Consider the following 13,544-nt stretch of genomic DNA (forward strand, 5'->3'; position numbering starts at 1 on the left):
CGACAACGCACACTCCAACCACCAGCTACGTCGCCCACCACCTGGAGATCGCCGGGCGCCCAGACCAACTGTTCACCGAGGACGCCCTCACATTGATCCACACCACCTCGCGCGGCTACCCGCGGGCGGTCAACAACCTCTCCCCGCAGGCCCTCGCCGCTGCCTTCACGACCGGCAGGAACCTGGTCGACGAGAGGAGACCTGTTCACGCGCGATGTCGCCCGGTAGTGCCGGATAGGTCGGGGCCCCCACCCCTCGCGACGGGTTGATCAGCCCTGCGCCACGTTCGCCGCGGTCACATTCTCGATCACGCGGCCGAGTTTGGTCTTGGCCCGGGTCAGGTCCTGGATGCGTGCGGCGATGCGGTCGCGTTCGATGACGAGCTGGTCGAGCATGGCGGGGGTGGCGACGCCGGTGCTCACGCACGGCAGGAGTTCGACGACGGTACGGCTGGAGAGGCCGGCCGCGAAGAGGTCCTGGATGAGCTGGACCCGCTCCAGGGCTTCGTCGGGGTAGTCACGCTGCCCACCGGGCGTCCGCGCCGATTCCAGGAGCCGCTGTTCCTCGTAATAGCGCAGGGCCCGCACGCTGACCCCTGACCGCCTGGCGAGCTGTCCGATGCGCATACGCAGGTCACTCCTTTCCTGCTCGTACCTCGCGTTGACGTCAGGTTCAGGCTAGCAATACCGGCTCCGGGGACAGCCCTGGGGACCGATCCAACCGTTGCCGGATCCGACATTGATCATGACCCGGTGGCGGACCCGAGGGGCGTTCACGCGGTTCACGTACGCACGGCAGCCCGCGCGTCGTGCCGGGATCGCCGAGCCCGCCCGAGGGCACATGGGTGTCGACCGTGACGGGCGACGTGATCCCGCGTAGTGGCGCAGGCCCCCACACTCACCCCCGCCCGCTCGGCCACCTCACCCATCCGCGCCTGCCCTCCTCCGGCCGGGCGGCAGTTGCGACTTGCACCTCACGTCAACGTCAGGTTCTAGAGTGCCGAGCGTCGGATGAACACGTCATTCCGGCCCCTCGAATTAAGGCAGACCATTATGCGCGCAGCCCGGTTCCACGAATACGGCGGAGCGGAGAGCCTGGTGATCGAGCAGGCCCCCGCCCCCCACCCCGGCCCCGGTGAGATCCGTGTCCGCGTCGCGGCGGCCAGCGTCAATCCCATCGACTGGAAGCTGCGCTCCGGCGCCCTGCACCAGCTGATTCCCCTGGACCTGCCCGAGATTCCCGGGCGCGACGGCGCCGGTGTGGTCGACGAGATCGGCGACGGGGTGCACGGGGTGAGCATCGGCGACCGGGTCTTCGGGCTGGGCGGCGTCACCGGCGCGACCGCGGAGCTGCTCATCCTCTCGGCCTGGGCGCACACCCCCGCCAGGTGGAACGACGAGCAGGCCGCCGGTGCCGGTCTCGCGTCCGTGACCGCGATGGGCGGACTGAACGCGCTCGGCTCCCTCGCGGGGCGCACCCTTCTCGTCGAGGGCGCCGCCGGAGGCGTGGGCAGCGCGGCGGTCGAGATCGCGATAGCGCAAGGTGCCACTGTGATCGGGACAGCCAGTGAACGCAACCACGAGTTCCTCACCGCACTCGGCGCCGTTCCCACCACCTACGGCCCCGGCCTCGCCCAGCGCCTCACCACCCTCGCTCCGCAGGGCGTCGACATCGTGCTCGACACCGCCGCCTCCGGCTCATTGGACGACCTCGTCGCGATCGCGGGCGACCCGAAGCGCGTCGCGACGGTCGCCGACCACGCGGGCGGGCAGCGCCTGGGCGCGCACGTGGTCAACGCGGAGAACGATTCCACTCTCCTGTCCGCGGCGGCGGAACTGGGCGGGCAAGGCCGCTACACACCCCGTATCGAACAGGCCTACCCCCTGGAGCGGATCGCCGACGCCCACGCGCACGCCGAGCGTGGGCGCACCCGAGGAAAGATCGTGGTCTGCATCTGAACAGGCCGATCTGTATCTGAACAGGCCCACGAGGTAGGTAACTCGCGACGTGCGGGCCTGCGTGGCGAGCGTGCCCTCGATCGGTACCGGCGAGCGGGCGGTTCCGGAGCGGGCCGATCTCCATGTCTCCTCGTCAAGCAGGCCGCCCCCACTCGGGCACCGCACGTGGCACATGAGCCGTCGCCCACGGGACACTGGCACTCCAGCTGTAGATCGTGATCTTCATGTCTGGGATGCGGCTTGTCGGTGGTAATGGCCGGCTCGTGATCGTGCTTGGTGGCGGCGTCGCCAGGCACGATCACGAGCCGGTGGCCCGGACCGTGAACGGGGCGGACAGCGACGCTGTTGAAATCACCGCGTCGAGGTCCTGGCGGAGGAAGCCGGCAGAGCCCCTCATGGGCTTCGGTGCGTCCTGCTCGGCCTGCCGGATCCACTCCAGCAACAGGTATCCGCGCTGGTGGCCCGCCTCAGGGACAGACGCGCGGGCGTGGTGGCGCCGCGTCCCGTTCCAGCAGGCATTCCTCCAGGAATCCCAGCGCCCTGAGGTGGTAGGTGCGGGCCGCCCAGCCGAGGCTGATGTTGTGCCCCGCGTACGGCTGGTGGTCCACCGTCACCTTCGTGCCGGACAGAGGCGCTGTGAGCGCCTCGACGGCCTCGTCGTCGAAGCGCCACCACCGTTCCTCCTCGGCGAAGGTGAACCGGACCGGGACGGTGACGAGGGCCGCGATGCCCGGGTACAGGCGGGGCCACAGCGGCCCCTCCGTCGCCTCCAGGCCGGGTACCGGGCTCACCAGTGCCCGGCCGAGCCGAAACGCGTCCGGCGGATAGAGGCGCAGAGGCCCCCAGTGCCGACGCCAGTCGCCGTGCCCGTCCGGGCCGGGCAATTGGTGTGGCTCCACAGCCAGGGTGCTGCCCAGTCCGGATATGTCCAGACCGATCAGTCGGCCGGTGGACGGTCTGGCCGCGGCGGCCAGTGCCAGCTTGCCGCCGTTGGAGTGGGCCACCAGGAAGAATCCGGCGCCGGTCTCGTGGCTGCCCGCGAAGTCGCCGAGCGCGGCATGCAGCGTGGCCGCCTGGCGGTCGACCGTCTGTCCCTTGGGCAGAGGGGCCGCGGACGCTCCGTAGCCGGGCCGGTCCACGGCAAGTACCGAGTAGCCGAGCTGAACGCCGAGTTCGAGCAGGGAGAGGCCCGGCCTGGCACGGCTGTCGAAGTAGCCGGCGCTCATGCCGCCGCCGTGGATGGCCACCACCACGGCACGCGTCGGTGCGGGCGGCTCGGCGAGCAAGGCCGAGATCGGGACGCCCGCGGCGTCGAGCGTGATCCTGTGGATCTCCGGGGCTTCAGCCATGTCAACGGCCATCCTTGTTTCTGGCGGCGGCGACGACGCCCCACACGAGGCGTCGCCGCACCGAGGTGCCGATGGGGACGACAGCGCCGACAGGGCGGGCGGTCGGGTAGGTCTGTCGGAGGTCGCCGACCTCCAACCGGTGCGCGGGTCGCGGGTCGCGAACGGTGCCTCAGCGCTGAGGGCGAGCGTGACCGGGTGCAACGGCGCTTTCAGGTGGCCTGTGAGGGGCCGGGTACCGAGGCGTGCCGTCGCACGGCCTGCAGGAGAGCCGCCTGGTGCAGCGAAGCCTGGTCCGGCGCTGCGCCCACCCGCACGGAGTCGACGAACGCCCGTACTGTGCGCGCCACTTGGTCGTCGGGGGAAATGCGTATCTCCTCGGTTCGCGTGCCCAGCTCGACACGGATGCACGGCGCATGGTCGGCGGGGGGCGTAAAGGCCCGTTCCACGCTGATGCGCCCCTCGCTGCCCCAGAGTTCGTACGCCGACCGGTAGCCGTGATCGAGACCGAAGGAAAGCTGCGCGGCCACGCCCTGCGGCGTGCTCAGGAGCGCTGTTCCCGCGGTGTCCACCGCTCGGCCCGCGCCTGTCACGAGCAACGCTCCCTCGACCCGGAGCTCCTCCCCGAGGAAGTACAACGCCGCCCGTACCGGGTAGACGCCGGTGTCCCAGAGGGCTCCACCGCCCAGCACCGGGGCGTACCGGATGTCGCCGTCGGGCAGCCGGGGGATGGCGAACGACGCGTGCAGCAGCCGGAGTTCACCGATGGCGCCCTCCGCCAGCAGGCGTCGTACCACCGCGTGCTGCGGGTGATGGACGAACATGACGTTCTCCATCAGCGCCAGCCGCGCCGCCGCGGCCCGCTCGACGAGCCGCTCGGTGACGGCCAGCTCCGTGGTCAGCGGCTTCTCCGCGAGGACGTGCTTGCCGGCGTCCAGCGCCGCCTCCACCCACCGCGCGTGCAACGCCGCGGGCAGCGGCACATAGACGGCGTCGATGTCATCGCGGGCGAGGAGTTCGGCGTAGCCGTGCACCGCTCGGCAACCGAATCGGTCCGCGGTGGCCCGGGCCTTGGCTGCGTCCCGGCTTGCGACAGCGACGAGTTCCACTTCCGGGTCCGACGCCATCGCGGGGAGCATGCGGCGTTGCGCGATCGCGGCACACCCCAGCACTCCTATGCGCACGGCACCCATCAGAGCCGTACCGCCCGCGAGGTCAGGCAGGAAAGGAGGGTCCTTGCCTGCACGTTGACGTAGTGGTTGTGCCGCAGCAATGTGGCGAACTGACCGGGAGTGACCCAGACGTAGCCCGGCGGCGGGTCGATCGGTGCCTCCTGCTCATCGGATTCGATGTAGAGACAGCGGCTTACCGCGTTCAGGAACCGGCCGCCTTCCTCCGAGTGCACGGCCTCGTAGCGGATGCGCGACGGGTCCGCGTCGAGCACCGCGTCGAGGAAGGGCGGGCGGTCTGCCGCCGCCAGGTGGGCGTAGTTCTCCGGGGTGTACTGGACCGTCGGCCCGAGTTCGACGGTGTCGGCGAACCCGCCCTCGACGCGTGCGTGCGCCAGCAGGTGCGGGACTCCCCCGAACCTGCGGGTCAGAAACGCCGTGACGCCCAGGCCATGGGGTTCGAACAGCGGCTGGGTCCAGCGGGCCACCTCGCGGTTGCCCGCCCGCACACCGACCGCCACCACGCTGAAGTAGCGCCCCGCCTCGTGGTCCATGGTGGCGTGGCCGCGCTTCCAGCCTTGGACGTCCCTGAGCGGGACACGCTCGGCGCAGACGTGGTGCCGGGCTCGCTCGGCGGTGAACCAGGAAAGCAGCTCGGTGTCCGAGTGCAGGGAGTCCGTGCCCTGTTCGGGGACCAGGGCGCAGGACAGGACGGTACGCGCGTCCATGTTGACGACGTTGTCCCGGCGCAGCAGCTCGCCGATCTGGCCGAGGGTCAGCCAGCAGAAGTCGTCGTCGAGCGGCACCTCACCGAAGGCCTCGACGAGCATGTTGCGGTTTCTCTTGCGGAAGAACCAGGAGCCGTGCTCGGACTGCAGCGAGTCGGCGAGGATCTGGCTGCGGCCTGTCCGGGTGAAGTAGTCGATGTACTTCACGTCCGCGCCCTGGTGGGCCTTGGTGTAGTTGCTGCGGGTGGCCTGGACGGTCGGGGAGAGCTGAAGGAGGCCGGGGTTGCCGGGCTCCATCTTGGCCTGCATGAGGAAGTGCAGGACCCCGTCGAACTCCTTCACGAGGATGCCCAGGATGCCGACTTCGGGCTGATTAATGATGGGTTGCTGCCACTCGCGAAACGGGCCGTCGCCGACGGTGACGTGCAGCCCTTCCACGGAGAAGAAGCGCCCGCTGCGGTGCACCAGGTTCCCGGTGCTCTCCTGGAAGGACCATCCCTCCAGCTCACTGAACGGGATCCGGTCGACCCGGAACGCGTGGGCGCGGCGGCGTGCTTCGAGCCAGTCCGTGAAGTCCTCGGTTCGCAGCCCGGCCCCGTCGGTGGTGCGCGCGGACCGGGCGATGCGTCCGGGCAGCCCCGGGTCCTCGCGCTTACGCAGCACGGTGCGGTCGGTGCCGCGGACGGTGTCGACAGTGGTGGCGGTCATCCGTTGGCCCCCACGAACTCCTTGATGCTGGAGGCGACGTAGTCGGTCATCTCGTCGGTCAGCCCCGGGTAGACGCCGACCCAGAAGGTGTGCTCGGTGATGATGTCGCTGTTGCGCAGGTCCCCGACGATGCGGTGCGGCTGGTCGAGGTAGGCGGGCTGGCGGGTGAGGTTGCCCGCGAACAGCCGACGCGTTCCGATCTTGCGACTCTCCAGGAAGTCGACCAGGGCGGCCCGGGTGAAGGGCGCGTCAGGGTCGACGGTGATGACGAAGCCGAACCAGCTCGGCTCGCTGCCGGCGGTGGCCTCCGGCAGGACCAGGTGGGGCACTCCGTCGAGGCTCTCGCGCAGGCGGCGCCAGTTGTGCTTGCGCGCCTCGATGAACGTGTCGACCTTCTTCAGCTGCGTCAGGCCCAGGGCCGCCTGGAGGTCGGTGGCCTTCATGTTGTAGCCCACGTGGGAGAAGATGTACTTGTGGTCGTAGCCCTTGGGCAGCTTGCCCAACTGGTACTCGAAGCGCTTGAAGCAGGTGTTGCTCTTGCCCGGCTCGCACCAGCAGTCGCGGCCCCAGTCGCGCAGTGACTCCACCACTCGGGCGAGCTTGAGGTCCGAGGTGACGACGATGCCGCCTTCCCCCATCGTGATGTGGTGTGCCGGGTAGAAGCTGACAGTGGCGAGGTCGCCGAACGTGCCGGTCTGCTTGCCGCCGTAGGTGGAGCCGACCGCGTCGCAGTTGTCCTCGACGAAGAACAGGTCGTGGTCCTTGGCGAGTTGCGCGATCTCGGCGACCTCGAAGGGGTTGCCGAGCGCGTGGGCGATCATGATGGCCCGGGTCTTGGGGCCTATCGCCTGCGCCACCCGCTCCGCAGTGGTGTTGTACGTGCCCAGTTCCACGTCGATGAAGACGGGGACGAGCCCGTTCTGCACGATCGGGTTGACCGTGGTCGGGAAGCCGGCCGCGACCGTGATCACTTCGTCCCCGCTGCGCAGCCGCCGGTCACCGAGGGTGTGCGAGGTCAGCGCGGTCAGTGCCAGGAGGTTGGCCGAGGAGCCTGAGTTCGTCAGGTGGGCCTTGCGCCGTCCGAGCCTGCGGGCGAAGGCGGACTCGAACTTTTGCGAACTCGGTCCTGCGGCGATGTGCATCTCCAGCGCAGCCTCGACCAGGGCGGCCCGGTCGTCCGCGTCGAGGACGGCGCCCGACGGCCAGACCTCGGTGACGCCTGGTTCGAACGGGCCCTTCGCGCGCTGCAGTTCCTCGTGGTAGGCACGGGTCGCGTCCAGGACGTTCGCCTTGTTGGCACTGGTCTCAGCCATGCTGTGAGCCTTCCGTGTGTGCGGGGCGCTGCTTGATCGCCTTCCACCAGTCGGGGTTGTCCCCGTACCAGGCGACGGTGTCGGCCAGGCCCCGGTCGAAGTCGACGCGCGGGGCGTACCCGAGCTCTTCGCGGATCTTGCTGTCGTCCAGGGAGTAGCGCAGGTCGTGCCCCTTGCGGTCGGCAACGCGGCGCACCATGGACCAGTCGCTGCCACAGAGTTCGAGGAGTGCCTCGGTGATGTCGAGGTTCGTGCGTTCGTTGCCGCCGCCGATGTTGTAGATCTCGCCGCCGGCCCCCTTGGTCAGGACCAGCTGGATGGCGCGGCAGTGGTCGTCCACGTGCAGCCACTCACGGACGTTGCGTCCGTCGCCGTAGAGCGGCAGTCGGGCGCCATCGAGCAGGTTGGTGACGAAGAGGGGGATCAACTTCTCGGGATGCTGGTAGGGGCCGTAGTTGTTGGAGCAGCGAGTGATCGACACGTCGAGACCGTGCGTCCGCCAGTAGGAGCGGGCCATGAGGTCGGAGGCGGCCTTGCTGGCCGCGTACGGCGAGTTGGGGGCCAGGGGCCAGCTCTCCGTCCAGGAGCCTTCCGCTATGGAGCCGTACACCTCGTCCGTGGAGACGTGTACCACCCTCCCGACGCCACTGGTCAGACAGGCGTCGAGGAGTGTCTGGGTGCCGCCCACATTGGTCCGGACGAACTCGGCAGCGGACTGCAGGGAGCGGTCCACGTGCGACTCCGCGGCGAAGTGCACCACGGCGTCGTGTCCGGGAAGCAGTTCACCCAGCAGCTCCGCGTCGCAGATGTCTCCCTGGACGAACCGCAGCCGCGGGTGGTTCTTCGGAAGGTTGTCGCGGTTCCCGGCGTAGGTGAGTTTGTCGATGACGGTGACGTCGGCTTCGGCGTACTCCTCGTAGTGTCCTTCCAGGAGGGAGCGTACGTAGTGCGAGCCGATGAAGCCGGCGCCGCCGGTGATCAGGATCTTCATGCCGCGACCTCTATCCGGGTGTGGTCGCCGACCACCAGGCGGTGGCAGGCGACTCCGTCGTCGCCGGTTCCGACGTTCGCGTTGCGGCCGATCAATGAGCCCTGGAGGCCCGGTACGCCGGAGACGGTGGCGCCGTCGAGGACGATCGAGTCCCTGATGCGGGTCTCGCGCAGCACGCAGTCACGCCCTATGGACGTGTACGTGCCGATGTGACAGTTCTCGATGACGGTCCCTTCGCCGACGACCACGGGGCCGTCGATCCGGGAGTTGATGACGCGGGCGCCCGCCTCGATGCGGACCTGGCCGCTCAGGGTGCTGTCCGCGTCGACCGCGCCGCGTCCGGCGTGAGCGCCGTCGGTGCGCAGTCCCTCCAGGATGTGGTGATTGCATTCGAGGACGTCGTCCACGCGACCGGTGTCCTTCCAGTACCCGTGGTACTGGCTGGCCCGCACCACCTCACCGTGCTCGACCAGCCACTGGATCGCATCCGTGATCTCGAGCTCGCCCCGCGCGCTCGGCGTGATCGAATCGACCGCCTGGTGAATCGCCGGCGAGAAGAAGTACACCCCGATCATGGCCAGGTCGCTGCGCGGCTGCGACGGCTTCTCCACGAGCCTCTCCACCACGCCGTCGGGACCCAGTTCCGCCACACCGAACGCCCGCGGATCCGCCACCTTGCGCACCACCACCTGCGCAGCCGGCCGCTCCGCACGGAACGCCTCGGCCACTGCCACCACGCCATCGGGCAGCATGTTGTCCCCGAGATACATGACGAAGTCGTCGTCTCCCAGGAACGGCCGTGCAAGGGCGACACAGTGGGCGAGCCCCAGCGGCTGGTCCTGCTGGATGTAGGTGACCTTCACCCCGAGCCGCGTGCCGTCGCCGATCACCGCGGCGATCTGGTCTTCCCAGTCGCCCACGATGATTCCGATCTCCGATACGCCAAGGCCCCGGATGTTCTCGACCACGTGCTCCAGAACCGGCTTGTTCGCGATCGGGATGAGTTGCTTCGGCATCGAATGGCTGAACGGACGCAGGCGGGTCCCCGACCCACCGGACAACACCAGAGCCTTCATGGGAATGGGTTCCTCACTGTGTAAGAGAAGTGGCCGGGCCGCTTCCGGCCGGCGCGGAGCGGTACTCCACTGCCTTGCGCAGCACGGCGGCCACCTTGAAGACGTCTTCGTCGTCGAGCCCCTGATGCAGCGGCAGTAGCAGGGTGTTCTCCGACGATGCCTCGGTGCCGGGCAGTTCGGCGTGATCCACTCCGTACGCCGGGACCTTGTGCAGCGGCGGGTAGCGGAAGGTGGTGTAGACGCCTTCCTCCAGGAGGTCGGCGGCGACCAGATCACGGATCGCGGGCTCGAGCTGCACCCAGTAGAAGTAGTGCGACGACGTCTGCCCCCGCGGCGGCTCGGGCGGCAGCACCACACCGTCGACCTCCGCGAGCAGCCGACCGTACAACTCGCTGATGGCGCGGCGACGCGCGACGAACTCCGGAAGTCGGGTCAGTTGGACAAGTCCGATGGCGGCCGTGATGTCGTTGCCCACGATCCGCCGACCGAAGTCCTTGACGTTCAGCTCCCACCAGCGGTGCGACACCCTGGCCGCGGAGAAGCCACTGGACTGCTCCAGTCCGTGGTACGCCAGTCGCTTGGCGCGCGCGGCGAGTTCCGGATCCCGCACGTACAGCATGCCGCCGTCCCCTGTGACCAGGACCTTCATCGCGTCGAAGCTCCACATGGCGACATCACCGAAGGTGCCGCAGGCCACGCCGTCCACCGTGGAGGCCACCGCGCAGGCCGCATCCTCGATGAGCCGTATGCCCCGCTCCCGGCACAGCCGGGCGATCGCGGCGACATCCCCGGGATGACCGCCGTAGTGGAGGATCAGGACTGCCTTGGTGTCGGGGGTGAGGGCCTGCTCTATGTGAGCGACGGTCGGGTTCATGGTCCGCTCGTCGACATCGCAGAAGACCAGCCGGGCGCCGGTGGAGGCGACCGCGTTGCCCGCGGCGACAAAGCTGGCGGACGGCATGACGACATCGTCGCCGGGCCCGATTCCGAGTAGTTCCGTGGCCAGGAAGAGCCCCGCGGTGGCGGAGTTGATGAACAGCACATGGCCGGGTTCGACACCCAGGTGGGCGGCGAACCTCTCCTCGAACTCCTTGGTGCGAGGGCCGTGTCCGAGCCAGTTGCTCGCGAACACCTCTGCCACCGCGGTGAGTTCCTCATCGCCTATGGTGGGCTGGAACACGTTGATCATCTGTACGTCTCCTGTAGAAACATGGGTCTGTACGGGCGCGGGCAGGCGGAGGCACCGTCGGGTACGGGGATCGGTTCCGGACCCCGCCGCGGCCCGGTGACGGCCGTGCCGCGGCGGGACGGCGAAGGGTCAGGCGCCCTCGGGGCTGACCGTGGCCTCCTGCGCGGTGGGGGTGAGGGTCTCGTCCCCCTGGTCGGAGGAGGGTCCGCCGGTTGCGTTCGCCTGCCGCAGGAACACGGCCACCACAGCCGCGGTCAGCAGGGCGATCGCAACACAGACCAGTGCCGTGGCGTGGAAGGCTTCGGTGAAGGACTGCCGGGCCGCGGCGATCAGGGGGTCGCCCCAGCTGGTCTCGCCGTACTGCCCGACCGCCGCCAGTGTGCCGCCGAGAGTGTCGCCGACCGCGGCATCGGGCACCCCGGCGGGCACGCTGTCGGTGATCTCGGCCTGGTAGGCGGCGTTGAAGACACTGCCGAGCAGGGCGAGGCCGAGGGCGCCGCCGAACTCGGTGCTGGTCTCCTGGATGGCGGACGCCTCGCCGGCCCGCTCCGGCGGCGCTGAACCCACCAGGATGTCGGTGCTCAGCACTCCGGCCGGGCTCAGGCCGGCGGCGAAGACCACCGAGGACGCCACGAGCATGCCGATGCCGGATGAACTGTCCAGCCGGGTCAGCATGAGAAAGCCCACGGCGGCGACGACCAGTCCGGTGGCGATGATGACGGCCGGGCGGACCGTCCGGACCAGGGTTGTGGCGATCATCACGGCGATGATCGCCGTCACGGTCATCGGCATCATCCACAGCCCCGCCACGAAGGGTGAGAGCCCGGCGACCAGCTGAAGGTGCTGGGCGACCAGCAGATTGACGCCCATCATCATGAGCGTGCCGAGCGTCATCGCGGTCAGTGCCGTGTTGAAGGAACGGCTCTTGAACAGGTTCAGGTCCAGGAAGGGCTGACTCAGGACGCGTTGCCGCCGGACGAAGACCGCGCCGAGGCACAGGCCGAGCAGCACGAATCCCAGCGGCAGCAGCCCGAATCCCTCCGAGGCGACCTTCTTCGCGCCGTACACCACGCTCAGCACCGCCAGCAGCGACAGCAGGGCACTGACCAGGTCGAGCCTTCCGGCGTTCTCGTTGCGGTACTCCGGCAGTACCACCGGGCCGACGACCAGCAACAGCACCATCACCGGAACGGCCAGCAGGAAGACCGACCCCCACCAGAAGGAGCCGAGCAGCGCGCCGCCGACCAGTGGACCGGCCAGGGCGCCGACCATGAAGCTGGTCATCCACACGCCGATGGCGACGGACCGCTGTTTCGCGTCGAGGAACATGTTGCGGATCAGTGACAGCGTGGAAGGCATCAGCGTCGAGGCGGCGATGCCCAGCAGGCAGCGGGTGACGATGAGCATGACCGCGCTGGTGGACAGGGCCGCGAGCACCGAGGCCAGGCCGAAGGCGACTCCGCCGATCAGCAGCAGCTTGCGGCGGCCGATCCGGTCCCCGAGCGTTCCCATGGTGATCAGGAACCCGGCCAGGGTGAACCCGTAGATGTCGGTGATCCACAACAGCTCGGCGGCGCTGGGCTTGAGATCCGCGCTGATCATCGGCACGGCGAGATGCAGCACCGTGAGGTCCATGGACAGCAGCACCGTGGGCAGTGCGAGGGTGACGAGGCCGATCCACTCGCGCCGCCCGGCGCGCGGCGTGGCGGAGGTGTTCATGAGGCGTCCTTTCGGTCTGACGCAGATGTGCGGCCGCGTGCCGCGGACAGCATCTCCAGCCGCGGGATGATGTCCGCGGGTGCCGGGGCGGCCGCCATGTCCGCCCGGAGCGCGGCGGCCCCTTCCCGGAAGGCCGGTTCGGTGAGCACCCGTTCCAGTTGCTTGCGCATCTCCTCCGCGGTGGCGCGGCCGGCCTCGATCACCAGTCCCGCGTTCCGGCGCTCGACGTAGCGCGCCATGTCGACGTACTCGGAACCTTCGAGCGGCAGCATCAGCTGGGGCAGTCCCTCGGCGACGGCGGCGGAGATCGTGCCGCCGCCGCCGTGGTGGATGACGGCCGCGCAGGTCGGCAAGAGCTGGGTGAGCGGGATGTAGTCGATGGCGCGGACGTTGTCGGGCAGGGCTCCCACTCCGGCGAGTTGCTCAGCGGTGAGCGTGGCCACGAACTCCACGTCCAGGCCGTCGGCTAGGGCCACCAGCCGTGCGGTGAACTCCTCGTTGTCGGCGAACAGGGCGCGGGCGCTGGTGCCGAGGGTCAGCGCGACCCGGGGCCGGGCCGGCCGCTCGCGCAGCCAGTCGGGCAAGGGCGCGGCCCCGGTGTAGGGGACCCAGCGCACCGGGACGGTGGTGCCCCGGACCGGGAGTTGCATGCCCTGGGGGGTCGGGTCCACGCTCCACTGGCCGAGCAGCACCTCCTCGTCGAAGGTGTCGCCGTACCGTTCGAGCAGAGGACGGATCATCTCCGCCATGACGTCCTGACCCGGCGGATTGCTGCTCCTCAGCCGCTGCGTGTACTGCTGACGGACCCAGCCGAACTGGTCCATCCCCCACAGGAACCGGGCGTGTGCGACTCCAGCGGCACGGGCTGCGACGGGGGACGGTGCGAACAGCGGGTCCCACAGCACCAGATCCGGCTGCCACTCACGCAGGAACTCCGTGAGCTCGTCCACGGCCGGCGGCCCGTCCGCCTCGGGAGCGTGTCCCGCGCCGGAGGTGTACATCGCGAAGAGGGCCAGCAGATAGTGCCGCACCATCTGCCAGCGGTTGGTGTCTTCGGGGTCGATGTCGAGGGTCCGGGCGATGGACTCCAGCCGCTCGTCGTGCGCAGTCGCAGCGACGGCTGCGGGGACGTCGATCTCTTCCTTCAGTGGCACGGCGGTCAGTCCCGCGGCCGTGATGGCGTCGACGGTCTCCTGATGGGCGTGGGTGACCACACGCACCTGGTGGCCCTGGCTCTGCAGGGCCCAGGCGAGTGGCGTGAGCGGGAAGAGATGCGCCGTCACCGGCAGCATCGTGAAGACGACACGCAAGGGTTTTCTCCGTTGGTGGGTGGGGGGGGTCGGCACG

11 protein-coding genes are annotated in these 13,544 nt (G+C 69.3%); 1 reads left to right on the top strand and 10 read right to left on the bottom strand.

Features of this window, described 5'->3' with window-relative positions; all coding sequences use genetic code 11:
- Positions 1–269 precede the first annotated feature (269 nt).
- Positions 270–626, bottom strand: coding sequence for a MerR family transcriptional regulator (locus ACZ6BB_RS20805; RefSeq protein ID WP_471616630.1), 357 nt, complete (start codon positions 624–626; stop codon positions 270–272).
- A gap of 426 nt (positions 627–1,052) precedes the next feature.
- Between ACZ6BB_RS20805 and ACZ6BB_RS20810 the strand changes: the two genes are divergently transcribed.
- Positions 1,053–1,958: an NADP-dependent oxidoreductase gene (locus ACZ6BB_RS20810; RefSeq protein WP_471616631.1), complete on the top strand. Its 906-nt coding sequence runs from the start codon at positions 1,053–1,055 to the stop codon at positions 1,956–1,958.
- A gap of 467 nt (positions 1,959–2,425) precedes the next feature.
- Here the strand turns inward: ACZ6BB_RS20810 and ACZ6BB_RS20815 are convergent, their stop codons facing one another.
- From ACZ6BB_RS20815 to ACZ6BB_RS20855, 9 genes are all read right to left on the bottom strand, one after another.
- Positions 2,426–3,307: an alpha/beta hydrolase gene (locus tag ACZ6BB_RS20815; protein ID WP_471616632.1), complete on the bottom strand. Its 882-nt coding sequence runs from the start codon at positions 3,305–3,307 to the stop codon at positions 2,426–2,428.
- Positions 3,308–3,516: 209 nt separating this feature from the next.
- Positions 3,517–4,497 (bottom strand): Gfo/Idh/MocA family protein, encoded by a 981-nt coding sequence (locus ACZ6BB_RS20820; protein WP_471616633.1) that lies wholly within the window; start codon positions 4,495–4,497, stop codon positions 3,517–3,519.
- Entirely contained in the window at positions 4,497–5,909 is a 1,413-nt protein-coding gene (locus tag ACZ6BB_RS20825; protein WP_471616634.1) for an NDP-hexose 2,3-dehydratase family protein, read from the bottom strand. The genes ACZ6BB_RS20820 and ACZ6BB_RS20825 overlap by 1 nt, the downstream gene beginning before the upstream one ends.
- Complete coding sequence (gene rfbH / locus ACZ6BB_RS20830) at positions 5,906–7,222, bottom strand: lipopolysaccharide biosynthesis protein RfbH (protein WP_471616635.1); 1,317 nt, start codon at positions 7,220–7,222, stop codon at positions 5,906–5,908. The genes ACZ6BB_RS20825 and rfbH overlap by 4 nt, the downstream gene beginning before the upstream one ends.
- On the bottom strand, positions 7,215–8,213 hold the full coding sequence (gene rfbB, locus ACZ6BB_RS20835; RefSeq protein WP_471616636.1) for a dTDP-glucose 4,6-dehydratase: 999 nt from the start codon (positions 8,211–8,213) through the stop codon (positions 7,215–7,217). The genes rfbH and rfbB overlap by 8 nt, the downstream gene beginning before the upstream one ends.
- Positions 8,210–9,289: a glucose-1-phosphate thymidylyltransferase gene (locus ACZ6BB_RS20840; RefSeq protein WP_471616637.1), complete on the bottom strand. Its 1,080-nt coding sequence runs from the start codon at positions 9,287–9,289 to the stop codon at positions 8,210–8,212. The genes rfbB and ACZ6BB_RS20840 overlap by 4 nt, the downstream gene beginning before the upstream one ends.
- 13 nt (positions 9,290–9,302) lie before the next feature.
- Positions 9,303–10,478: a DegT/DnrJ/EryC1/StrS family aminotransferase gene (locus ACZ6BB_RS20845; RefSeq protein WP_471616638.1), complete on the bottom strand. Its 1,176-nt coding sequence runs from the start codon at positions 10,476–10,478 to the stop codon at positions 9,303–9,305.
- Between the two features lie 129 nt (positions 10,479–10,607).
- The gene (locus ACZ6BB_RS20850; protein ID WP_471616639.1) at positions 10,608–12,197 is read right to left on the bottom strand and encodes an MFS transporter; all 1,590 of its coding nucleotides are present in this window, start codon (positions 12,195–12,197) and stop codon (positions 10,608–10,610) included.
- The gene (locus ACZ6BB_RS20855) at positions 12,194–13,507 is read right to left on the bottom strand and encodes an activator-dependent family glycosyltransferase (protein WP_471616640.1); all 1,314 of its coding nucleotides are present in this window, start codon (positions 13,505–13,507) and stop codon (positions 12,194–12,196) included. The genes ACZ6BB_RS20850 and ACZ6BB_RS20855 overlap by 4 nt, the downstream gene beginning before the upstream one ends.
- Positions 13,508–13,544 lie beyond the last annotated feature (37 nt).

This window comes from Streptomyces sp. NPDC041108 (genome assembly GCF_055592645.1).